This window comes from Micromonospora sp. DT46, from assembly GCF_049841735.1.
Classification (GTDB): Bacteria; Actinomycetota; Actinomycetes; order Mycobacteriales; family Micromonosporaceae; genus Micromonospora; species Micromonospora reichwaldensis.
In genome coordinates this window covers 81,143-103,011 of the sequence record NZ_JBNCKW010000015.1, presented here as the reverse complement: position 1 = coordinate 103,011, position 21,869 = coordinate 81,143, and the positions used below count along the sequence as shown (strand labels likewise).

General features: G+C 73.7%; 25 protein-coding genes and 1 riboswitch. Of the genes, 12 read left to right on the top strand and 13 right to left on the bottom strand.

Going from position 1 to position 21,869, the window contains the following annotated elements; all coding sequences use genetic code 11:
• Positions 1-267: 267 nt before the first annotated feature.
• From dusB to ACLQ20_RS30465, 4 genes are all read right to left on the bottom strand, one after another.
• Positions 268-1,440, bottom strand: a complete 1,173-nt coding sequence (dusB, locus tag ACLQ20_RS30480) for a tRNA dihydrouridine synthase DusB (protein WP_151456935.1) — start codon at positions 1,438-1,440, stop codon at positions 268-270.
• A gap of 60 nt (positions 1,441-1,500) precedes the next feature.
• Complete coding sequence (locus ACLQ20_RS30475) at positions 1,501-2,880, bottom strand: glycine--tRNA ligase (RefSeq protein WP_101412337.1); 1,380 nt, start codon at positions 2,878-2,880, stop codon at positions 1,501-1,503.
• Between the two features lie 114 nt (positions 2,881-2,994).
• Positions 2,995-3,468 carry a hypothetical protein gene (locus tag ACLQ20_RS30470; protein ID WP_425858285.1) on the bottom strand — a complete coding sequence of 158 codons (474 nt, stop codon included), beginning with the start codon at positions 3,466-3,468 and terminating at the stop codon, positions 2,995-2,997.
• A gap of 126 nt (positions 3,469-3,594) precedes the next feature.
• Positions 3,595-3,936, bottom strand: a complete 342-nt coding sequence (locus ACLQ20_RS30465; RefSeq protein WP_151456936.1) for an antibiotic biosynthesis monooxygenase family protein — start codon at positions 3,934-3,936, stop codon at positions 3,595-3,597.
• Positions 3,937-3,963: 27 nt separating this feature from the next.
• Here ACLQ20_RS30465 and ACLQ20_RS30460 point away from each other — a divergent pair, with 27 nt between their 5' ends.
• From ACLQ20_RS30460 to ACLQ20_RS30430, 7 genes are all read left to right on the top strand, one after another.
• Positions 3,964-4,221 carry a hypothetical protein gene (locus tag ACLQ20_RS30460; RefSeq protein WP_151456937.1) on the top strand — a complete coding sequence of 86 codons (258 nt, stop codon included), beginning with the start codon at positions 3,964-3,966 and terminating at the stop codon, positions 4,219-4,221.
• A 54-nt stretch (positions 4,222-4,275) separates the two neighbouring features.
• Positions 4,276-5,238, top strand: coding sequence for a metal ABC transporter substrate-binding protein (locus ACLQ20_RS30455; protein WP_327029311.1), 963 nt, complete (start codon positions 4,276-4,278; stop codon positions 5,236-5,238).
• The gene (locus tag ACLQ20_RS30450; protein WP_151456939.1) at positions 5,235-5,996 is read left to right on the top strand and encodes a metal ABC transporter ATP-binding protein; all 762 of its coding nucleotides are present in this window, start codon (positions 5,235-5,237) and stop codon (positions 5,994-5,996) included. Before ACLQ20_RS30455 ends, ACLQ20_RS30450 begins: the two co-directional genes overlap by 4 nt.
• A gap of 1 nt (position 5,997) precedes the next feature.
• A complete protein-coding gene (locus tag ACLQ20_RS30445) occupies positions 5,998-6,864 on the top strand; it encodes a metal ABC transporter permease (protein ID WP_425858278.1) in 867 nt (288 codons plus the stop codon).
• Positions 6,865-6,907: 43 nt separating this feature from the next.
• The gene (locus tag ACLQ20_RS30440; protein ID WP_088998913.1) at positions 6,908-7,207 is read left to right on the top strand and encodes an ArsR/SmtB family transcription factor; all 300 of its coding nucleotides are present in this window, start codon (positions 6,908-6,910) and stop codon (positions 7,205-7,207) included.
• Between the two features lie 2 nt (positions 7,208-7,209).
• Positions 7,210-7,602 carry a Fur family transcriptional regulator gene (locus ACLQ20_RS30435; RefSeq protein ID WP_192581556.1) on the top strand — a complete coding sequence of 131 codons (393 nt, stop codon included), beginning with the start codon at positions 7,210-7,212 and terminating at the stop codon, positions 7,600-7,602.
• 115 nt (positions 7,603-7,717) lie between these two features.
• Positions 7,718-8,323 (top strand): hypothetical protein, encoded by a 606-nt coding sequence (locus ACLQ20_RS30430; protein WP_425858277.1) that lies wholly within the window; start codon positions 7,718-7,720, stop codon positions 8,321-8,323.
• A gap of 181 nt (positions 8,324-8,504) precedes the next feature.
• On the opposite strand, the gene ACLQ20_RS30425 is transcribed toward ACLQ20_RS30430, so the two are convergent.
• The 6 genes from ACLQ20_RS30425 to ACLQ20_RS30400 all read right to left on the bottom strand — a co-directional run bounded on the left by ACLQ20_RS30425 (position 8,505) and on the right by ACLQ20_RS30400 (position 14,886).
• Positions 8,505-10,439 carry an acyl-CoA dehydrogenase family protein gene (locus tag ACLQ20_RS30425; protein WP_425858284.1) on the bottom strand — a complete coding sequence of 645 codons (1,935 nt, stop codon included), beginning with the start codon at positions 10,437-10,439 and terminating at the stop codon, positions 8,505-8,507.
• 280 nt (positions 10,440-10,719) lie between these two features.
• Complete coding sequence (locus tag ACLQ20_RS30420) at positions 10,720-11,220, bottom strand: DUF6328 family protein (protein WP_311414937.1); 501 nt, start codon at positions 11,218-11,220, stop codon at positions 10,720-10,722.
• A gap of 153 nt (positions 11,221-11,373) precedes the next feature.
• Positions 11,374-12,138, bottom strand: coding sequence for a sugar isomerase domain-containing protein (locus ACLQ20_RS30415; protein ID WP_151457136.1), 765 nt, complete (start codon positions 12,136-12,138; stop codon positions 11,374-11,376).
• Positions 12,139-12,194: 56 nt separating this feature from the next.
• A complete protein-coding gene (locus ACLQ20_RS30410) occupies positions 12,195-13,025 on the bottom strand; it encodes an alpha/beta fold hydrolase (RefSeq protein ID WP_151457137.1) in 831 nt (276 codons plus the stop codon).
• A 56-nt stretch (positions 13,026-13,081) separates the two neighbouring features.
• On the bottom strand, positions 13,082-13,888 hold the full coding sequence (locus tag ACLQ20_RS30405) for a TIGR03943 family putative permease subunit (protein WP_327029315.1): 807 nt from the start codon (positions 13,886-13,888) through the stop codon (positions 13,082-13,084).
• Positions 13,885-14,886, bottom strand: a complete 1,002-nt coding sequence (locus tag ACLQ20_RS30400) for a permease (protein WP_425858283.1) — start codon at positions 14,884-14,886, stop codon at positions 13,885-13,887. Before ACLQ20_RS30400 ends, ACLQ20_RS30405 begins: the two co-directional genes overlap by 4 nt.
• 200 nt (positions 14,887-15,086) lie before the next feature.
• Positions 15,087-15,192: riboswitch (TPP riboswitch) on the top strand.
• 73 nt (positions 15,193-15,265) lie between these two features.
• On the opposite strand from ACLQ20_RS30400, the gene ACLQ20_RS30395 reads away from it, so the two are divergent.
• The 4 genes from ACLQ20_RS30395 (at position 15,266) to ACLQ20_RS30380 (ending at position 18,353) form a co-directional block, all read left to right on the top strand.
• Positions 15,266-15,859: an ECF transporter S component gene (locus tag ACLQ20_RS30395; RefSeq protein ID WP_132240395.1), complete on the top strand. Its 594-nt coding sequence runs from the start codon at positions 15,266-15,268 to the stop codon at positions 15,857-15,859.
• Between the two features lie 153 nt (positions 15,860-16,012).
• Positions 16,013-17,428, top strand: coding sequence for an ABC transporter ATP-binding protein (locus ACLQ20_RS30390; RefSeq protein WP_327029316.1), 1,416 nt, complete (start codon positions 16,013-16,015; stop codon positions 17,426-17,428).
• Positions 17,425-17,556 carry a hypothetical protein gene (locus tag ACLQ20_RS30385; RefSeq protein ID WP_255474683.1) on the top strand — a complete coding sequence of 44 codons (132 nt, stop codon included), beginning with the start codon at positions 17,425-17,427 and terminating at the stop codon, positions 17,554-17,556. Before ACLQ20_RS30390 ends, ACLQ20_RS30385 begins: the two co-directional genes overlap by 4 nt.
• On the top strand, positions 17,553-18,353 hold the full coding sequence (locus tag ACLQ20_RS30380; RefSeq protein ID WP_151452832.1) for an energy-coupling factor transporter transmembrane component T family protein: 801 nt from the start codon (positions 17,553-17,555) through the stop codon (positions 18,351-18,353). The genes ACLQ20_RS30385 and ACLQ20_RS30380 overlap by 4 nt, the downstream gene beginning before the upstream one ends.
• Positions 18,354-18,517: 164 nt before the next feature.
• On the opposite strand, the gene ACLQ20_RS30375 is transcribed toward ACLQ20_RS30380, so the two are convergent.
• Entirely contained in the window at positions 18,518-18,754 is a 237-nt protein-coding gene (locus ACLQ20_RS30375) for a hypothetical protein (protein ID WP_425858276.1), read from the bottom strand.
• A 465-nt stretch (positions 18,755-19,219) separates the two neighbouring features.
• On the opposite strand from ACLQ20_RS30375, the gene gndA reads away from it, so the two are divergent.
• Positions 19,220-20,662 carry an NADP-dependent phosphogluconate dehydrogenase gene (gene gndA / locus ACLQ20_RS30370; protein ID WP_425858275.1) on the top strand — a complete coding sequence of 481 codons (1,443 nt, stop codon included), beginning with the start codon at positions 19,220-19,222 and terminating at the stop codon, positions 20,660-20,662.
• A gap of 147 nt (positions 20,663-20,809) precedes the next feature.
• Here gndA and ACLQ20_RS30365 read toward each other — a convergent pair whose 3' ends face one another.
• Together ACLQ20_RS30365 and ACLQ20_RS30360 are read right to left on the bottom strand one after the other, a co-directional pair.
• Positions 20,810-20,995, bottom strand: a complete 186-nt coding sequence (locus ACLQ20_RS30365; RefSeq protein WP_311413809.1) for a hypothetical protein — start codon at positions 20,993-20,995, stop codon at positions 20,810-20,812.
• A gap of 64 nt (positions 20,996-21,059) precedes the next feature.
• A complete protein-coding gene (locus ACLQ20_RS30360) occupies positions 21,060-21,863 on the bottom strand; it encodes an isoprenyl transferase (RefSeq protein ID WP_327031280.1) in 804 nt (267 codons plus the stop codon).
• Between the last annotated feature and the right edge of the window lie 6 nt (positions 21,864-21,869).

Sequence of the window (21,869 nt, the reverse complement as noted above, 5' to 3'; positions counted from 1 at the left end):
TCCTACCGCATGAGCGTCGACAACCTCGCCGACTGGATCGCCACCCGCGGCTACACCGCCTGACCCCACAGCGACACACCAACACACCACCCAGCACCGCGCACCACCCAGCGACAGGCGCACCACACAGCGACAAGGGCCGACCCCCACAAGGGGCCGGCCCTTTCGTCGTCTTCACCTTCACCCAGCATCCGCAGCCGGGCAGGCCGGGGCCGAGCCGCAGCCGGGAGCGCCGAGGCAGCCGAGGCCCGGGTGGCGGCCGAGGGCTCAGCCGCCCGAGTCAGCCAGTTCGGCGCCCTCCGGGACGGTGTCGTCGTCGCGGCTGGCCAGCCAGCCGTCCGGCAGGAAGACCTTGCCGGGCGAGTTGGTGCGGCCGCGCGGCTGGCCCAAGGTGGCCACGGGAAAGGGCTCGGTCGGGTCCAGCTTGCCGAGCAGGTCGTCGAGCTGGGCCAGGCTCTCGATCATGGCCAGCTCGCGGCGCAGCTCACTGCCGACCGGGAAGCCCTTGAGGTACCAGGCGACGTGCTTGCGGAAGTCGGTGCAGCCGTCCCGCTCGCCCCGGGCGGGGGTACGGGAGCCGGCGGTGAACTGGTCGACCAGCAGTTCGGCGTGACGGCGCATCGTCCGCGCCACCTCGCCGAGGGTGGGCAGGCGGCGTTCCGGGCGGCCGTCGAACGCGGCCTCCAGGTCGGCGAAGAGCCACGGTCGACCCAGGCAGCCCCGGCCGATCACCACCCCGTCGACGCCCGTGTGCGCCACCATCCGCAGCGCGTCGTCGGCCTCCCAGATGTCGCCGTTGCCGAGCACCGGCACGTCGAGGGCCTGCTTGAGCGTCGCGATGGCGTCCCAGTCCGCCGTGCCGGAGTAGCGCTGCGCGGCCGTACGCCCGTGCAGGGCGACCGACGCCACGCCCGCGTCCTGGGCGGCGAGGCCCGCTTCGACGTACGTCAGGTGGTCGTCGTCGATGCCCTTGCGCATCTTGACCGTGACCGGCACCCCGGCGGGCGACGCGGCGTCCACCGCGGCCCTGACCAGCCGCGCGAAGAGCCGGCGGCGCCACGGCAGCGCCGAGCCGCCGCCCTTGCGGGTGACCTTGGGAACCGGGCAACCGAAGTTGAGGTCGATGTGGTCGGCGAGGTCCTTCTCCACCACGATCCGCACGGCGGCGGCGGTGATCTCGGGGTCGGTGCCGTAGAGCTGGAGGCTGCGGGGCCGCTCGTCGTCGCCGAACGCGATCATGCGCAGCGTCTTCGGATTCCGCTCGACCAGCGCGACGGTGGTGATCATCTCGCAGACGTAGATGCCGCCGCCCTGCTCCCGGCAGAGCTGCCGGAAGCCGACGTTGGTGATGCCGGCCATCGGCGCGAGCACCACCGGCGGCCACACCTCGTGCCGCCCGATGGTCAACGGGCGCAGTGCGGGAACGGTCGGCGCGGTCACCGGACAAGTGTACGGGCCCCAGCCGGCGCAACTTCCGCACCGGCCGGGGCCCGCCGCAGCTCAGCAGCCGGGGAGGCGCTCGATCAGGTAGCGCTCGACCTGGTCCAGCGCGATGCGCTCCTGGGCCATGGTGTCCCGGTTCCGGACGGTCACCGCGTTGTCGTCCAGGGTGTCGAAGTCGACAGTCACGCAGAACGGGGTGCCGATCTCGTCCTGGCGGCGGTAGCGGCGGCCGATCGCCTGCGAGTCGTCGAACTCCACCACCCAGCGCTTGCGCAGGTCGGCGGCGAGGCCCTTCGCCTTCGGCGAGAGCGCCTCGTTGCGCGACAGCGGCAGCACGGCCACCTTGACGGGGGCCAGCCGCGGGTCGAAGCGCATCACCGTGCGCTTGTCCACGCCGCCCTTGGTGTTCGGCGCCTCGTCCTCGTCGTACGCCTCGAGCAGGAACGCGAGCACCGCGCGGGTGAGGCCGGCGGCCGGCTCAATGACGTACGGCATCCAGCGCTCGCCCTTGGCCTGGTCGAAGTAGGACAGGTCGACGCCGGAGTGCTTGCTGTGCGTGGTGAGGTCGAAGTCGGTGCGGTTGGCGATGCCCTCCAGCTCCGCGAACTCGGTCCCGCCGAACTGGAAGCGGTACTCGATGTCGACGGTGCGCTTCGAGTAGTGGGAGAGCTTCTCCTTCGGGTGCTCGTAGAAGCGCAGGTTGCTCTCCGACAGGCCCAGGTCGAGGTACCAGTTCCAGCGCTCGGAGAGCCAGTACTCGTGCCACTGCTCGTCCGAGCCCGGCTCGACGAAGAACTCCATCTCCATCTGCTCGAACTCGCGGGTGCGGAAGATGAAGTTGCCCGGGGTGATCTCGTTGCGGAACGACTTGCCGGTCTGGGCGATGCCGAACGGCGGCTTCTTGCGGGCGACCGTCTCCACGTTCTTGTAGTTCACGAAGATGCCCTGGGCGGTCTCGGGCCGCAGGTAGTGCATGCCCTCCTCGCTCTCGACCGGGCCGAGGAAGGTCTTCATCAGGCCGTTGAACATCTTCGGCTCGGTGAAGGTGCCCTTGTTGCCGCAGTTCGGGCAGTTCAGCTCGGTCAGCGAGGCCGGCGGCTTGCCGTGCTTGGCCTCGTACGCCTCCTCGAGGTGGTCGGCCCGGAACCGCTTGTGGCACGACTGGCACTCGGTCAGCGGGTCGACGAAGGCGTCCAGGTGGCCGGAGGCGGCCCAGACGTCGCGGGCCAGGATGACGGCGGAGTCGAGGCCGACCACGTCGTCGCGCTGCTGGACCATCGTCTTCCACCACTGCCGGCGGACGTTCTCCTTGAGCTCCACGCCGAGCGGACCGTAGTCCCACGCCGACCGGGTGCCTCCGTAGATCTCGCTGGAGGGGAAGACGAAGCCTCGGCGCTTGGCGAGGCTGACGACGGCGTCGATACGGTCGGCTGGCATGTTTCCTCCTACGCCGACTGGCGGTCGGCGGGGACGCGGTAAGGACGGAAGGAACAGTTCGGGACAACGGTACGACCCGTGCCGTCCCGGGCCCAGCAGAATACCGGGGGCGGGTCAGCTCACCCCGCACACCTCCATGCCGCCGGTCTGCTGGTCCTGCCCGAGGGTGACCTCCTGCCGGTCCTGCCGGCCGCCCGTGTAGGTGACGTCGACGGGCACGGTGAGGGAGACGGCGTCCACGTCGCCCACCCGGAAGGTCGCGATCTGCGGCTCGGCGGCCACCCGGCGCTCGAACTCGCGGCGTGACTCGCGCCGCTGCGCGTCGTCGCAGAGCTGGTCGTACGCCGCGCCGTACTTCCGCTCCACCAGCGCGCGGTAGTAGTCGGTGGAGACGGTGCGTCCCTGCTCGCGCACGGCCTGCACCCCGGTCACGGCCAGGCCCACCACGGCCGCGCCGCCACCGCCGCAGCAGAGCAGCACGGCGAGCGCCCCGGCGCCCAGCCCGAGCCAGAGCCGGATGTTGCGCCCCTCGGTGGGGGGCGCCGCGAACGGCGGGGTGACCCCCGGCCCGGCCGGCGGGGCGGGCACGCCCGGGTCCGCCGGCGGGCCGGGCACGGCGGGCGGCTGCGCCCCCTGCTGGCCGGGCGACGGAGGGTACGCCGGCGGGGTCGCCGGTCCGGGAGCGGTCATGCAAGCAATGTAGTGCCCACGGGCTCAGCGGTAAGGACCAGCGGCCCGATCGCTGGCGGCCGCGACGACGTCCCCGCCCGGGGCGGCGGTGGCGAGCGCCTCGTACGCCGACGGTTCGTCGAGCGACTCGGCGAGCAGCGGCACAGCGGTGATCTTGACGTCGAAGCCGCCCAGGGCCCGCCGGTAGGTGCCGACCGACTCCCACTCGGTGACCAGGCACCAGTGCCGGGGGTCGTCCAGCGCCCGGACCAGTTGGCCGCGCAGGTAACCGGGGCGGGCCGCGAGGGCGGCGAGGGCGGCGTGCGCCCGCTCGGTGAACTCGTCGGCGACATCGACGTCCACCACGAACCGGTTCGTCACCAGCACGGGGTTCCTCCTCGTAGAGTCTGTGGGATGCAGCGTACGCAGAGCCGGATGCCGGCCCGGTTGGCCCGGGCGAACCCGACGACGGTGTTCCTGGTCACCCTCGTGCTGGTGCTTGTCGCGTTCTTCACCCCCGGCGTGGTCGGCGGGCTGTTGACCCTGCTGCTCGCCGCGGCCGTGGCCGCGCTGCTGGTCACCACCTGGTCGGTGCAGACGGCGCCGACCCGGGTGATCCGGCTGGTGGCGCTCACCCTGCTGGTCACCGCGGGCCTGGTGAAGCTGCTCTGACATGCAAGCATGCGTTTTTGACAATCATTATCGTTGTCGCGGAGAGTTCATGGCATGAACATCCGCTCCGCCCCGCGCACCCTGGCCGTCGCCGCCACCGCCCTGCTCGCCCTGGGTGGCGTCACGGCCTGTTCCGACGACGGCACGACCGGCGCCGATCCGCAGCGGGTCGACGTGGTGGCCGCCTTCTACCCGTTGCAGTTCCTCGCCGAGCGCATCGGCGGTGACGCGGTGAAGGTGAGCAACCTGGTCAAGCCCGGGGCGGAGCCGCACGACCTGGAGCTGAACCCGGGCCAGGTCGGCCAGGTCGCCGAGGCGGAGCTGGTCGTGCTCCTCAAGGGCTTCCAGCCGGCGCTGGACGAGGCCGTCGAGCAGAACGCCAAGGAGCGCGCGTTCGACGTGTCGACCGTGCAGCCGCTGCTTGACGCCGCCGCGGGCGGCCACGACCACGAGGGCGGGGAGCACGCCCACCCCGAGGAGCCCGGCCACGAGGAGGGCGGCGCCAAGGACCCGCACCTCTGGCTGGACCCGACCCGCCTCGCCACGGTCGGCGACAAGCTCGCCGAGCGGCTCGGCCGGGCCGACCCGGACCGCGCCGCCGACTACACGGCCCGCGCCAAGGCGCTGCGCGTCGAGCTGGAGAAGCTGGACGCCGAGTTCACGGCCGGGCTGAAGACCTGCCAGCGGCGGGAGATCGTGGTGAGCCACACCGCCTTCGGCTACCTGACCGGGCGCTACCAGCTGGAGCAGATCGGCATCACCGGGCTCAGCCCCGACAACGAGCCGTCCCCGCAGCGCCTGGCCCAGGTCGCCCAGGAGGCCCGGGAGCACAAGGCCACCACGATCTTCTTCGAGACGCTGGTCAGCCCGAAGGTGGCCGAGACCATCGCCGCCGAGGTCGGCGCGAAGACCGCGGTGCTGGACCCCCTGGAGGGGCTGTCCACCGGCGGCGGCGACTACCTTTCGGTCATGCGCACCAACCTTGCCACCCTGCGAACGGCGCTGAGCTGCTCATGACGGCTCCAGTCATCACCGTCGCGCACGGGGTGGTCGGCTACGACGGCCGCCCCGTGCTGCGCGACGTCTCACTGACCGTGACCGCCGGCGAGGTGGTCGCGGTGCTCGGCGCCAACGGCTCCGGCAAGTCCACCCTGATCCGCGCCGCGCTCGGCCTGGTGCCGCTCAGCTCCGGGTCGGTCACCCTCTTCGACCGTCCGTTGCGCCGCTTCCGGCAGTGGCACCGGATCGGGTACGTCCCGCAGCGCCTCGGCGCCGGCAGCGGCGTACCGGCCACCGTCCGCGAGGTGGTGGCCTCCGGCCGGCTCGCCCGGCGCGGGGTGCTGCGCCCGGCCGGCGCGGCGGACCGGGCGGCGGTGACCGCCGCGCTGGAGGCGGTCGGGCTCGCCGACCGGGCCCGCGATCCCGTGGCCACCCTCTCCGGCGGGCAGCAGCAGCGCACCCTGATCGCCCGGGCGCTGGCCGGGGAGCCGGAGCTGCTGGTCCTCGACGAGCCGACCGCCGGGGTCGACGCCGCCAGCCAGGAGGCGTTCGCCAATGCGCTGCACGCCTTCGTCGCCGGTGGCGGCACGGTGCTGCTGGTGGCCCACGAGCTCGGGCCGCTGCGGCCGCTGATCAGCCGGGCGGTCGTCGTACACCAGGGTGGGATCTGCCACGACGGCGCGGTGCCCGAGCCTGCCGGCCACCACGCGGAGCCCGACCACGACCACGTGCACCCGCACGGTCCCGACGAGCCCGCCGGGCTGTGGAGCAGCTGAGATGGAACTCTTCCAGTACCCCTACATGCAGCGGGCCCTGATCGGCGCGCTGATCATCGGCCTGGCCGCCCCGGCGCTCGGCATCTACCTGGTGCAGCGGAAGCTCGCCCTGATCGGCGACGGGGTCGGGCACGTGGCGCTCACCGGCGTCGGCGCGGGCCTGCTGCTCAACCGCTCCCCCGTGCTCGTCGCGGTGGCCGTGGCGACCGCCGGCGCGATCACCATCGAGCTGGTCCGCGCCCGCGGGCGCACCTCCGGCGACCTGGCTCTGGCCCTGCTCTTCTACGGCGGCATCGCCGGCGGCGTGACGCTGGTCGGGCTCTCCGACAGCACCAGCGCCAACCTCAACGCCTACCTGTTCGGGTCGCTGACCACGATCTCCCCGCAGGACCTGACCACCATCGCGGTGCTCGGCGTCGCGATCGGGGTGACCATGCTGGCGCTGCGCCCGGCCCTCTTCGCGGTCTGCCACGACGAGGAGTACGCCCGGGTCTCCGGCCTGCCGGTGCGCACGCTCAACCTGCTGCTCGCCGTGGCCACCGCCGTCACGGTGACGATCGCCATGCGGGCCGTCGGGGTGCTGCTGATCAGCGCGCTGATGGTGGTGCCGGTGGCCACCGCGCAGCAGGTGACCCGGGGGTTCCGCAGCACGATGGCGGCGGCGATGGCGCTCGGGCTCTTCGCCGCCGGCTCCGGGGTCTGGGTGGCCGCGAACGCCGACACCGCCCCCGGCGCCTCGGTGGTGCTGATGGCGATCGCCTCGTTCGGGGTGGTCGCGGTCCTCGGCGCGGCGTGGCGGATGCTGCGCCGGCGGCGTACCCCCGCCGCCGCGCCCACGCCGGAGCCGCACGAGGTCGTGCTCCACTGATCCTGGTCAGCGCCGTGTCAGTGGGATTGGTTACCGTTACAGGGTGACCGACGGATCAGGCTACGACGCCTTCGAGGGCGCGAGCGAGCTGCTGCGTGCCCTCTCGGCACCGATCCGGCTGGCCATCGTCAGCGAGCTCGCCGAGGGCGAGCGCTGCGTGCACGAGCTGGTCGACAAGCTCGGCGCCGCCCAGCCGCTGGTCTCCCAGCACCTGCGGGTGCTGCGGGGCGCCGGCGTGGTGCGCGGCTCCCGGCGGGGTCGCGAGATCGCGTACGCGCTAGTCGACGAGCACGTCGCACACATCGTGGCCGACGCGGTGAGCCACGCCGGGGAGGGATCATGATCATGGCGGGTTCCACGGTCCGCAACACCCGGCAGCGCTCGGCGGTGAGCGCGCTGCTCGGCGAGCTGGAGGGCTTCCACAGCGCGCAGGAGCTGCACGCGATGCTGCGCGAGCGCGGCGAGCGGGTCGGGCTGACCACCGTCTACCGCACGCTCCAGGGGCTCGCCGACACGGGCGAGATCGACGTGATGCGCCCGCCGGGCGGCGAGCACCTCTACCGCCGGTGCAGCGAGGGCCACCACCACCATCTGGTCTGCCGGACCTGCGGCCGCACCGTGGAGGTGGCGGGGCCGACGGTGGAGAGCTGGGCCGAGCGGGTGGCGGCGAAGCACGGCTACGCCGACGTCAGCCACACCCTGGAGATCTTCGGCACCTGCCCGGCCTGCGCGAGCTGACCCCGCCCGTAGCGCCGTCCGCCGGGCCCCGTTGCGTCGGCGCCCGCCGTCCGCCGGGCTGAGTGCCGTCGTTCGCGCCGTGCCAGGGGCCCACGCACATGGCACGCTGTCCGGCGTGAAGATCTACGCCGATCGTTTCCCGACCGCCGTCCGACAGTTGATCACCGACCTGCTCGTCGTCGCCTGGGTGTACGGCGCGATCCGTGGCGCGCTGTGGCTGCACGACCTGGTCCAGAAGCTCGCCGTACCCGGGCAGAAGCTGGAGGGGGCCGGCGGCGGCCTGGCCGACAACCTGGCCGACGCCGGCGGCAAGGTCGGCCGGGTGCCGCTGGTCGGCGACGAGCTGACCGCGCCGTTCGAGCGGGCCGCCACCGCCGCCCGCTCGCTGGCCGAGGCGGGGCGCGACCAGCAGGAGCTGGTCGACCAGCTCGCCCTCGCGCTGGCCGTCTCCGTGCTGGTCTTCCCGCTCGGCCTGGTGCTCTTCGGCTGGCTGCCGCTACGGGTGCGCTGGATGCGCCGGGCCGGCTCGGCCGCGAAGCTGGCCGCCGCGCCCGCCGGCCGGGACCTGCTCGCTCTGCGCGCGCTGGCCACCCAGCCGCTGGGGCGACTGACCCGGATCGCCCCCGACGTGGCCGAGTCGTGGCGGCGCGGCGACGACGCCACCGTCGACGCCCTCGCCGCCCTGGAACTACGCCACCTCGGCCTACGCCCCGGTCGCTGACCCCCTGCCTCACCTCACCCCACCCCGGCCCCGCCCGCCCGGCCCGGCCCGCCCGGCCTGGCCCGCCCGGCCTGGCGATCATGCAGTTATGGTGACCGGAACGGCCGCTTTAGCCACTTTTGTCAGGCACCACAACTGCATGATCGACGCCAGGGTGAGAGGGCGGGGCGGGGCGGGCTGGTCAGGAGGAGGGTGGGAGCGGGGGTGGGATGCGGCGGCGGGTGTCGGCGGCGGTGGACGGGCCGGGCGACCAGGGTGCCACCCAGGGCAGGTCGTCGGCGGGGGTGATCACGCCGTCCTCCAGGGCGGCGTAGCGCCCGGCCAGGATCCGCTTCGCGGCGGCCGTGTCGACGGAGTCGGTGTTGTCCCACAGGGCGGTGAAGAGCGCGTCGACGCGGACCCGGGCCTGCCGGCAGAACAGGTCGGCCAGCTCGACGTTCTCGGGGCGGGTGTCCCGCTCGGCGTAGGCGCGCACGCAGACCGCGGACATCGCGAACAGCTCCGCGCCGATGTCCACCACCCGGCCGAGGAACGCCTGCTTGCGCTCCATCTTGCCCTGCCAGCGGGACATCGCGTAGAACGTCGAGCGGGCCAGCTTGCGCGAGGCGCGCTCCACCTGCCGCAGGTGGCCGGCGAGCGGGCCGAACTCGGCGTACGCCGACGGGCGCTGTCCCCTGCCGACGGCGAGAGTCGGCAGCCACTTCGCGTAGAAGGCGCCGGCCCGCGCCCCGGCCTTCGCCTTGCGGCCGAGCCCGGCGTCCGGGTCGATGATGTCACCGGCGACGGACAGGTGCGCGTCGACCGCCTCCCGGGCGATGAGCAGGTGCATGATCTCGGTGGAGCCCTCGAAGATGCGGTTGATCCGCAGGTCGCGCAGCAGCTGCTCGACGGCGGCCGGTCGCTCGCCCCGCGCGGCGAGGGAGTCGGCCGTCTCGTAGCCGCGGCCGCCCCGGATCTGCACCAGTTCGTCGGCGATCTTCCAGGCCATCTCGCTGGCGTAGAGCTTGACCAGCGCCGCCTCGATCCGGATGTCGTTACGGTCGTCGTCGGCGAGCAGGCAGCAGAGGTCCAGCATGGTCTCCATGCCGTACGTCGTCGCGGCGATGAAGGACAGCTTCTGGGCCACCGCCTCGTGCTCGCCCACGGGCCGGCCCCACTGCACCCGGTCGACGGCCCACTCCCGGGCCACGTTCAGCGCCCACTTGCCGGCGCCGACACACATCGCCGGCAGCGACAGCCGCCCGGTGTTCAGGGTGGTCAGCGCGATCTTCAGGCCCTTGCCCTCGCCACCGATGACGTTCTCCTTCGGTACGAAGACGTCGTGGAAGCGGGTCAGGCTGTTCTCCAGGCCACGCAGGCCGATGAAGGCGTTGCGCCGTTCGACCGTGATGCCCTCGGTGTCGCCCTCGACGACGAAGGCGGTGATCCCGCCGCGCCGCCCCTCGGCGGCGGGCACCCGGGCCATCACCACGAGCAGGGAGGCGACGGTGCCGTTGGTGGCCCACAGCTTCACGCCGTTGAGGCGGTAGCCGGTGCCGTCGGGCGTGGGCTCGGCGGTGGTGGCCAGCCGGGCCGGGTCGGAGCCGACGTCCGGCTCGGTGAGCAGGAACGCGGAGACCTCACCGGCGGCGAGCCGGGGCAGGAAGCGCTGCTTCTGCTCGGCGGTGCCGAACATCTTCAGCGGCTGCGGCACCCCGATCGACTGGTGCGCCGAGAGCAGCGCGCCGATCGCCGGGCTGACCGAGCCGGCCAGCATGAGCGCCCGGCAGTAGTGCAGGTTGCTGAGCCCGAGCCCGCCGTACGACCGGTCGATCTTCATGCCGAACGCGCCGAGCCGGGCCATTCCTTGGAACACCTCGTCCGGGATGGACGCGTCCCGCTCGATCGCCGCACCGTCCACGTCGGAGGTGAGGAACTCGCGGAACCGGCCGAGGAACTCGTCGGCGCGGGCGACGTCCGCCGGGTCGGAGCGCGGCCAAGGGTTGATCAGGTCGAGCCGGAACCGGCCGAGGAAGAGTTCCTTGCCGAAGCTGGGACGATCCCAGGTGGACTCCCGGGCCGCCTCGGCGACCTGTCGTGCCTCCTTCTCGGAGACCTGACCGGCCTCGGTCGGCAGGGGCCCGGCCGCACCGGCCGCGGGCGGGGCGTCGGCGGCCGCAGGCGCGTTGCCGGCGGTCGCGGGCGGGGCGTCGGCGGCCGCAGGCGGGGCGTCGGCCGACGGCGGCGGCTGGTCGGCGCCTGATCCGTCGGGCGCGGGTCGGCTGTTGTGTGTCGCGGTCACGGCGGCCCCCTCGAACCTCGGTCCGGATGCGTCAACGTGCTCGACGAACAGCACGCTACCCCCGGGTGTTACCCAGGGGTAGCGATTGGTAAATATCGAGTTGTGTCGACCTTCGTCAGTCGCTGAGGGACCGTGGCTCGTTCTCGTCGTCGTCGGTGTCGTCGTCGCCCCAGTTGCGGCGGGAGAACGGCAGGAACGCCCAGAAGGTGAGGAACCAGAGGCCGGTGAGGCCGCTGAGCACCAGGGCGATGCTCCGGTCCAGCACGAAGTCGGTGATCAGCAGCACCGCGCTGACCATCGAGATCAGCATGAAGGCGAGCCCGCCGCTGGCCATCCGGTGGGCGAACCGGACCAGCTCCGGCTTGCGGCCCTGCCGGAACAGCGCGCGGTGGAACGCCACCGGAGAGATGATCATCGCGGTGGCCGCGGCCGCGGCCAGCAACGCGACGATGTAGACATCCTTCTGGAAGCCACTCGTACGGGTGAAGCCGTTGCTGAACGGCAGGGTGAGCAGGAACGCGAAGAGGATCTGCACGCCGGTCTGGGCGACCCGAAGCTCCTGGAGCAGGTCGGCGAAGTTGCGCTGCCAGCGCTGCTTCTCGGTTTCCTTGGACACGCGCTACCTCCGGTCAGACGGTACTGCCGGCGGGGGCGGCCGGCGGCAGCATCGCTGATGCCCCACCCGTCGACGCGCGAAACCGACTCACGTCACTGTCTGACGCGCCGATTCCGTATCCACCATGATGCGGCCGACCGTAGCCACAACCCGTCAGGAGCCGCGGCGGATCCGGCCCGCGTACCGGGCCTCGAGGGCGTTGTTGTGCTCGTCGCCCCCGGCGATGTTGGCCGACAGGTAGACCGGGGGCCGCTCCCCCGCCGCCAGCAGCCGCGCCACCACCTCGACCGTGATCTGCTGCGCCAGTAGCGCCGCGGTGATCGACGAGACCGCGCCGACCGCACCTCCGCCGGGCAGTGGCAGCGTCGCGTCGCCGTACGGGGCGCCGTTGTCGAGCACCACGTCGGCGAAGTCGGCGAGCTTGCGTCCCGACGGGTGGCGCGAGGTCATCTGCCCGGAGTGCTGCGCCGAGGTGATCGCGACCAGCCCGTGGCCCTTCTCCCTGACCAGCGACGCGAACTCCACCATGGCGCCGTTCACGCCGGAGTTGGAGGCGAGCACGAAGACGTCCCGGGGGCTGACGGGAGCCAACTCGTAGAGGCGGTGCGCCACCGACGGGTCGCGCTCCAGCAGCGGCCCGAGCACGTCGGCCGGGGCGCCGCCGCGCAGCACCAGGTCCCGCAGGGCGATGCGGTTCGTCGGGACCAGCCCGCCGGCCCGCCCGGCGATCTCCATGGCCAGCGCCTCGGAGTGGCCGGTGCCGAACGCGTGGACCACGCCGTCGGCGCGTACCGCCTCGGCGATCAGGTCGGCGGCCCGCCCCACCGCCTCGCGCTGGCTCTCGGCGACCCGGTGCATCGTGTCGGTCACCACGGCCAGGAAGTCCTCGGCCTTCACCGTCGTGTCTGCTCGGTCCATGTCGTACCTCCGTCAGGGGTGGGCCCGGCCTCCGCCGGCCGGTGTCGCGGGGAAGGTCAGACCGGGTCGTGCACCCGGGCCAGGATCGCCTCGGCCAGCGCGGCGGGCGCCTCGTCGGGAATCCAGTGGCTCACCCGGGGCAGCTCGACGAAGCGGTAGTCGGCGGTCACGTGCTCGGCGCACGCCTCGGCGGCGGTCCGGCCGATCGCGATGTCGCGACCGCTCCACACGTACGTGGTCGGCACCGCCACCGGCCCGGTGGCGGCCAGGTCCCGGCGGGACATCGCGCGGTACCAGTTCAGGGCGGCGGTCAGCGCGCCCGGCTCGCGCATCGGGTCCGCGTACGCGGCCACCCGCGCGTCGTCGCCGACCCCGTGCAGCATCCGGCGCAGCCCGGTCGCGCCCAGCACCAGCAGCGCCTTCTCCGCCGTGCCCGGCTTGCGGAACACCGTCATGTACGCCGAGCGCGCCTTCTGCCCCGCGTCCTCGGCCAGCGCCCACGCCATGGCGGCGGGGTGCGGCACGGAGACCGCGGTCAGCGTGCGGACCCGCTCGGGATGGTGGGCCGCGACGGCCCAGGCGACGACCGCGCCCCAGTCGTGCCCCACCAGGTGCGCCGCGTCGACGCCCAACGCGTCGAGTACGCCCACCGCGTCGGCGACCAGTTCCGGCAGCCGGTACGCCTCGACCGCCTCGGGCCGCGCGCCCGGCGAGTAGCCGCGCTGGTCCGGCGCGTACGTGCGCAGGCCCGCGGCGTGCAGCGCGGGCACCACGTCGTCGAACTCCCCGCCGTGCTGGGGGAAGCCGTGCAGCAGCAGGACGGGCGTGCCGCCCTCCGGTCCGCCGACACGGACGTCGAACGTGAACCCCCGGGCCTCGATCCGCATGATCGTGAGCCTACCCAGCGCCGCACCTGGCCGCCCGGGACTGCCGGGCCCACCTGTCACTCGTACTGTTGCCGGGGGACGGGCACCTGCCGCCAGGACTCCACGTCCAGGTAGGGAATCTCGGCGTCGTTGACCGGGTCGCGGGCGATGCGGTCGCTGTAGCGACCCGTCACCTCGATCCAGGTGTCGTCGGCGAGCCCGTCGGGGGCCGCGCCGGTCAGGCCCAGCTTGACCGGCCGCCCGTCGGCGGCGCAGCAGGAGAGCACCATCCGGGCCAGCAGCGGCCGGCCGTCGGGGCCGGTGGTGACGAAGCCGGTCAGCTGGACCCGGCGCTCGCCGATCGAGGTGCCCCGGTCGAACAGGGCCCGGGAGGCGTAGTCGAGCACGGTCACCCGCACCGGGTCGCCGGCGGGCAGCGGCGGATAGTCGGACGGCTGCTGCCGGGTGGTGACGGCGGTGCCGGCCTGCCCGGCCGCGTACGAGCCCAGGGCCGGCGGGGCGACCAGCAGCAGGCCCAGCACGGGCAGGATCAGCAGCCAGCCGACCCGCGGCTCGTGGTGGCCGTGCCCGTCGTCACCGCCGTGCCCGTCGTAGCCGTCGCCGTGAGCCTCGGGGCCGGGTGTGCGCCGGGGCCGCCACCCACCGGCCGGGCCGTCGTGGTGGCCGGCGGGCGTGCGCCGCAGGAGCGGGCGCAGCTCGTAGAAGAGGGTCATGACCGCGGCGGCCACCAGCAGCAGGCCGGCGGCGATCAGGAAGGGCCGCAGCCCCTCCTTGACGTAGCGCAGGTGCAGGTCGGTGAGGCTGGCCCGGACCACCGCGCCGCCGAGCAGCAGCAGGACGACGGCCTGCGCCTGCCGGTTCACAGCAGCACCGCCCCGGTCACGGCGGCCACCGCGACGGCCACCGCGAAGGTGGTCGGGGCGAACCGCAGCGCGAACCGCCGGCCGAAGACTCCGGCCTGCATCGAGATGAGCTTGAGGTCGACCATCGGCCCCACCACCAGGAAGACCAGTCGGGAGGTCAGCGAGAACTGCGACAGCGAGGCGGCGACGAAGGCGTCCGCCTCGGAGCAGAGGGAGAGCAGCACGGCGAGCGCGGCCAGCGCGAGCACCGACAGCACCGGCTCGTCGGCGAGGGTCTGCAACCAGCGCTCCGGCACCACGACGTTGATCGTGGCGGCAGCCGCCGCGCCGATCACCAGGAACCCGCCGGCGTGCGTGACGTCGTGCCGGACCGCCCCCCAGAACGCCCGCCCGCGCGGGCCGCCGTCCAGCTCCGGCCGGCGCGGCAGCCGGATCCAGTCGGCCCGGCCGAGGCGCAGCCACAGCCAGCCCATGACCATCGCCACGAGCAGGCTCGCGACGGCCCGGCCGAGGACCATCGCCGGGTCGTCGGGGAAGGCCACGGCGGTGGCGGTCAGCACGATCGGGTTGATCGCCGGGGCGGCGAGCAGGAACGCCAACGCGGCGGCCGGGGTGACCCCGCGCCGGATCAGCGACCCGGCGATCGGCACCGCCCCGCACTCGCAGCCGGGCAGCACCACGCCGGCCGCGCTGGCCACCGGCACCGCGAGCGCGGGGTGACGCGGCAGCGCCCGGGCCCAGAACGACCGGGGCACGAAGACGGCGATCACCGCGGAGAGCAGCACCCCGAAGACCAGGAACGGCACCGCCTGCACCATGACCGAGACGAAGACGGTGGTCCAGGTCTGCAACCGGGGCGCGGAGAGGGCCCGGGCGAGCGGCTCGCGGAAGACGACCAGCAGGATCAGCAGGCCGGCGAGGAGCTCCACCGACCCGACCCGCCGGTCCGGGCCGCGGGGCGCCGCCGGCTTCTCCTCGCGTACGCCAGGGGCGGCCACGCCCACCGCGCCCGGGTGCGACCCGTCCGGCGCGCGGCGGTCAGCCTCGGATGTCACGTACGTGTCCCTCTGCCGGATTCCCAGTGGCCGCCCGAGAGTACCGGGCCGGAATCGACGCCGTCGATCGACTGCGCTGGTGAGCTGCGGAGAGATCACTTTGCCCGATGATCTTCAAAGGTGTTAGCGTCGGGCCACAACTTCACATCCGACAGGGGAGCGCACAGCGCTGAGAGTGCGGGCACCGCCCGCAGACCCTCGAACCTGATCTGGGTAATGCCAGCGCAGGGAGTTCGGTCGACCTCCAGCCGCGTCGACGTCCGGCACGTTCCGGGCGCGGCGTGCGTCTTCTCCTGGTTCTCGTTAGGGACTGGGAGCAATCATGCGAGACAACAACACCGCCACCCGGTGGCGTACCGTCGATGTCGTCGTCGCGGCCGTGATCGCGGTGGCCTTCGGCGTCATCTTCTGGGCCTGGGGCCTGCTGTGGCGGGCCGTCGACCCGGCGTTCGCGTTCTTCCCCGCCAGCCAGGCGATCATGTACGGCGTGTGGCTGGTCCCGGCCGTCCTCGGCGGTCTGGTGATCCGCAAGCCCGGCGCGGCGCTCTTCTGCGAGGCGGTGGCGGCGACGGTCTCCGCGCTGCTCGGCTCGGAGTGGGGCGGCGTCACCATCGTCCAGGGCCTGATCCAGGGGCTCGGCGCCGAGTTGGCCTTCGCCGCGTTCCGGTACCGCTCGTTCCGGCTGCCCACCGCGCTGATCGCGGGCGCGCTGACCGGCCTCGGCGCGGCCCTGTTCGACTTCTTCGTCTGGAACAGCGAGTACGCCCTGGGCAGCTACCGCATCCCGTACGCCCTGCTCACCATCGTCAGCGCCACGATCGTCGCGGGTGCCGGCGGCTGGGCCCTGACCCGCGCCCTGGCCACCACGGGCGCCCTCGACCGCTTCCCCGCCGCCCGAGACCGCACCCCAATCTGACCCACCCCCTCTCCCCACCCACCCCCCTCTCCCCACCCACCCACCCCCACGACCCGGCGCGTTGATCATGAAGTTGTTGCCACGACACGCCGTGCCGAACGACAACAACCTCATGATCAACGCCCGCGGGCGGGCAGGAAGGAAGGGGGCGGCGTGGGGGCGGTGACGTTGCGGGGGTTCGGGTGGCGGCATGCCGGACGGCGGGCCTGGGCCGTACGCGGGGTGGACCTGCGCGTCGAGGTTGGCGAGCGGGTGCTGCTGCTGGGGCCCTCCGGGGCCGGCAAGAGCACGCTGCTCGCCGCGCTGGCCGGGCTGCTGCCCGAGGACTCGGGCGAGCAGGAGGGCACCGTCGAGATCGACGGGCTCGACCCTCGCAAGGGCCGGGAGCGGGTCGGCATCGTCTTCCAGGACCCGCAGACCCAGCTCGTGATGGCCCGCAGCGGCGACGACGTGGCGTTCGGGTTGGAGAACCGCGGCACCCCCGCCGGGGAGATCTGGCCCCGCGTCGACGAGGCGCTGGCTCGGGTCGGTTTCCCGTACCCCCGGGACCGCCACACGGCCGCGCTCTCCGGCGGCGAGCAGCAGCGGCTCGCCCTGGCCGGGGTGCTGGCCCTGCGCCCCGGCCTGCTGCTGCTCGACGAGCCGACCGCCAACCTCGACCCGACCGGCGCGGCGCTGATCCGGGCGGCGGTGGCCGGCGCGCTCGACGCCGACACCACGCTGATCCTGGTCGAACACCGCGTCGCCGAGTCGTTGCCCCTGGTCGACCGGGTGGTCGTGCTCGAACCCGGCGGCGGCGTCCGCGCCGACGGCACGCCCGAGGCCGTCTTCGGTACGCACGGCGACGCGCTCGCCGACGAGGGCGTCTGGGTGCCCGGCCGCCCGGTACCGCCCCGCCACGCGACCGCGCCGCCCGGCGACGTGTTGCTCACCGCCGACCGGCTCGGCCTGCCGCCCCGGCTGGCCCCCGTCGACCTGGCGGTACGCGCCGGCGAGGCGCTCGCCGTCGTCGGGCCCAACGGGGCCGGCAAGTCGACCCTCGCCCTGCTGCTGGGCGGCCTGCTCAAGCCCGGGGCCGGCCGGATCGCGGCGACGACGGCACTGGCCGGAGGCGACGCCCGCACGCCCCCGCACCGCTGGCGCGCCCCGGCACTGGCCCGCCGGATCGGCTCGGTCTTCCAGGACCCGGAGCACCAGTTCGTCACCAACACCGTCTTCGACGAGCTGGCGCTCGGCCCGCGCCGCACCGGCCAGCCCGAGACGGCGGTCCGGACCACCGTCGACACCCTGCTGTCCCGGCTGCGGTTGACGAAACTCGCCGCCGCCAACCCGTACACCCTCTCCGGCGGGGAGGCGCGGCGGCTGAGCGTGGCGACCGCCCTGGCCACCGCGCCCCGCCTGCTCGTCTGCGACGAACCGACCTTCGGCCAGGACCGGCGGACCTGGCTGGAGCTGGTGGACCTCTTCGCCGAGCTGCGCGACGCCGGGCACGGCCTGGTCGCCGTCACCCACGACCCGGAGTTCGTCGCCGCCCTGGCAGATCGCCGCCTCACCCTGGAGCGCCCGTGACCAGCGACCGAACCGCCGCACCGGTCACCCACCCGGACCGTCGCCCCGCCCTGGGGGCGGGCGTGACCAGCCCGAACGCCGCACCGGTCACCCACCCGGATCGCCGCCGCACCCTGGGGCGGGCGTGATCAGTTTCGAGCCGGTCGCCGCGCCGGAGGCGTTGCTGGCCCGGCGCAACCCGGTGGCCAAGCTCGCCGCGGCGCTGGTGTTCTCGTTCATCCTGATCGCCACCCTGGACCCGGTGGCCCCGGCCATCGCGATCGCCGTCGAGTTGGCCCTGCTGCCGCTGTTCGGGGTCCGTTTCCGGGTGTTGGCGCGGCGGGCCTGGCCGCTGCTCGTCGGCGCGGTCGGCGTGGTGGTGACGCTGGTGCTCTTCGCCGCCGAGCGCTCCGGCCGGGTCCTGGTCGAGGCCGGCCCGGTGGTGGTCACCTCCGGGGTGCTGCTCACCGCGCTCGGCCTGGTGCTGCGCATGTTCGCGGTGGCGCTGCCCGGCGTGATCGTCTTCGCCACCACCGACCCGACCGACCTGGCGGACGCGCTGATCCAGAACGCGAAGGCACCGGCCCGGTTCGCCATCGGGGCGCTGGCCGCGTTCCGGCTCGTGCCGCTGCTGGGGCAGGAGTGGCAGATGATCTCCATGGCGCGTCGCGCCCGGGGGGTCGAGGCCGGCCGCAACCCGCTGGCGAAACTTCGGCTGTTCGTGTCGACGGCCTTCGCGCTGCTCGTCGGGGCGATCCGCCGGGGCACCCGGCTGGCCGTGGCGATGGACGCCCGGGGCTTCGACGCCGGGGTCCCGCGCACCGTCGCCCGGCGACAGCGCTTCGTCGCCGCCGACGGCCTGCTGATCGCCGGCGCGGCGGTGCTCGCCGGGGCCGCGCTGACCGTCAGCGTGCTGCTCGGCACCTTCCGCCCGCTGATCGGCTGACGCCGCCCGTTGATCGGCGGGCGGGCCCGGGTGGAGGCGCCGACCGGGCGCGCAGCGGGCTGGGCGTCCGGCGAGCGGGCCGGGCGGAGGCGCATGCCCGGGTGGTCGGGCGCGGGCGGGCCGGGTGGAGTCGCCGGTGACGACGCTCCACCCGGCCGGCACCGTCAGCTGCGCCGGAAGGCGTACCGGCGGGCCTGCCCGGCCTTCTGGCCGCGCAGCGGGCCGGAGCGGCCGGCGCCGGAGACCGGCGGACCGGCCTTCGGCGCCGTCGGTCGGTCGACCGGCAGCGCCGGCACGATCGGCGCGACCGCCACCTCGTCGAGGTTGACGGGCGTCAGGTCCGCGACGGACGGCGTGGGGACGGTGGTACGGGACTTCTTCGGGTTGCGCCTGGCGGGCATCCGGTGCCTCCTCGGTCTGCGGGCCCTGCCGCACCGGAACGACGTCCGGTGACCGGGGCCCGCCTCGTTCGGCGACCGTCGCGCGACGGTCGGGCGGGATCGGGACAGCTGCCCGGGATCGGCCACGACGAGCACCGCCGTTCGACGGCAGGTGCGGAATGCGGACGCCCGGGAGCACGCGGACCCGCGGCGATGCGGCGGCGGGTCGGCTCGGAAGTGGGGCGTCAGTTGCGCATGCCCACACGCTAGCCGCCCGACCGGTCGCGCGCACCCGAATTACCGGCGGGGATCCGCAGCCGGTCGGTCGGGCCCCGCGGAGGCCGCCCGGCGCAGGATCGTCGGCCGGCCCTCGCGCCCTTCGAGGTGACCGCCACGTGGCGGTGACGGGGTGCCCGACACGCTCTCCGGGCCGCCCCGCAGGCGATACGGTCGCACCGGCGGGTGTCGACGGCGGAGGGTGGACGGATGGCCGGGCGGGCGACGGCACGGATCGGCGTGACCGGGCTGGCGGTGATGGGCCGGAACCTGGCCCGCAACCTGGCCCGCAACGGTTTCGCCGTGGCGGTGCACAACCGGTCGCCGGAGCGCACCCGCGGCCTCCTCGCGGAGCACGGGGACGAGGGGACGTTCCTGCCCGCCGAGTCGATGGCCGACTTTGTCGCGTCGCTGGAGCGGCCCCGGGCGGTCATCGTGATGATCAAGGCGGGCGGCCCCACCGACGCCGTGGTCGACGAACTGGTCCCGCTGCTCGACGCGGGCGACATCGTCGTGGACTGCGGCAACGCGCACTTCGCCGACACCCGCCGGCGGGAGGAGGCGCTACGGGCCCACGGCCTGCACTTCGTCGGCACCGGCGTCTCCGGTGGCGAGGAGGGCGCCCTGCGCGGCCCGAGCATCATGCCGGGCGGATCCGCGGAGTCGTACCGCACGCTCGGGCCGATCTTCGAGCGGATCGCCGCCCAGGTGGACGGGGTGCCGTGCTGCCGGCACATCGGGCCGGACGGCGCCGGGCACTTCGTCAAGATGGTGCACAACGGCATCGAGTACGCCGACATGCAGCTCATCGCGGAGGCGTACGACCTGCTGCGGGCCGGACTGGGCGCGCAGCCGGCGGAGATCGCGGAGATCTTCCGTGGCTGGAACTCCGGCGAGCTGGAGTCCTTCCTGATCGAGATCACCGCCGACGTGCTGGCGCACACCGACGCGGCCACGGGGCGGGCGTTCGTGGACGTCGTGCTGGACCGCGCCGAGCAGAAGGGCACCGGCCGCTGGACGGTGCAGAGCGCGCTCGACCTGGGCATCCCCATCACCGGCATCGCCGAGGCGACCTTCGCCCGCTCGCTCTCCGGGCACGCCGACCAGCGCGAGGCGGCCCGGCAGGCGTTTCCGGACGCGGACGCGACCTGGCGGGTCGAGGACCCCGACGGCTTCGTCGAGGACGTCCGCCGCGCCCTGCTCGCCTCGAAGATCGTCGCGTACGCGCAGGGCTTCGACCACATCCGCGCCGGCTCCCGCGAGTACGACTGGGGCATCGACCTGGGCGGCACCGCGACGATCTGGCGGGGCGGCTGCATCATCCGGGCCCGCTTCCTCGACCGCATCCGCCAGGCGTACGACGAGCGGCCCGACCTGCCGACGCTGCTGGTGGCGCCGTGGTTCGCGGACACCGTGAACGACGGTGTGCCGAGCTGGCGGCGGGTGGTGGCCGACGCGGCGCGGGCGGGCGTGCCGGCTCCGGCGTTCGCCTCGTCGCTGGCGTACTTCGACGCTCTGCGCGCCCAGCGGCTGCCGGCCGCCCTGATCCAGGCGCTGCGGGACAACTTCGGGGCGCACACCTACCAGCGCGTGGACCGCGAGGGCACCTTCCACACCCGCTGGCCCACCGACCGCACCGAAACCAAAACCTGACCCCCACCCAAACCCGAACCCCCGACCCGCGAGCCGATCATGCACTTCTGGTGGTCGGAACGCCCCGGTGTGGGGCTTTCGCGGGGCACCACGACTGCATGATCGACGAACGGGTCGGGGGTGGGGTCAGGTCACGGCTGGGTTGGGTCAGAAGAAGCGGCGGCGCTTCGCCTTCTGGGGGCGGAGCATGTCGGCGCCCTTGGTGAGCAGGCGGCTCACCCCGGTCGGGCCGCGGCGGGCCTCCAGCGTGTGGCTGAGCCGGCGCGCGCCCGCCGCCGCCAACGGCACGGCGACGGCCATCATCGCCCACTGGGCAATACGCTTCTGGATCATGTGGGTTCACCTCCGTCGGTGGCTGCTGACCACCGTGGTACCCCGTACGACCGGGCGGTAAGCCTCAGGCGGGCGGCGGGGCGACCGGGTTGGGCAGCGCACCGCCGAAGCGACGGTCCCGCTGCGCGTACAGCTCGCAGGCGTACCAGAGGTGGCGGCGGTCGAAGTCGGGCCAGAGCGTGTCGAGGAAGATCAGCTCGGCGTACGCGGTCTGCCAGAGCAGGAAGTTCGAGATCCGCTCCTCGCCGGAGGGACGCAGGAACAGGTCCACCTCGGGGATCTCCGGGTGGTAGAGGTACTTCGCGACGGTCTTCTCGTTGACCTTCCCGGGGTCCAGCCGGCCCGCCGCCACGTCGCGGGCGATGGCGGCGGCGGCATCGGCGATCTCGGCCTGACCGCCGTAGTTGACGCAGAACTGGAGGGTCAGCGTCGAGTTGCCCCGGGACATCTCCTCCGCCGTCTGCAACTCGGAGATGACGCTCTTCCAGAGCCGGCCGGCCCGGCCGGACCAGACCACCCGCACCCCCAGGTCGACCAGCTGGTCACGGCGGCGGCGGATGACGTCGCGGTTGAAGCCCATCAGGAACCGGACCTCGTCCGGCGAGCGCCGCCAGTTCTCGGTGGAGAAGGCGTACGCCGACAGGTAGGGGATGCCCAGCTCGATGGCGCCCTCGACCGTGTCGAAGAGGGAGAACTCCCCCGCCTCGTGGCCCTTGGTGCGGGGCAGCCCGCGATCCTTGGCCCACCGGCCGTTGCCGTCCATCACCACGGCGACGTGCTTCGGCACCGCGTCGGCGGGCAGCGCCGGCGGCCGGGCGCCCGACGGGTGCGGAGTCGGCGGCACCGGCTCGCGACGGCCGGCCCTCATCGATCG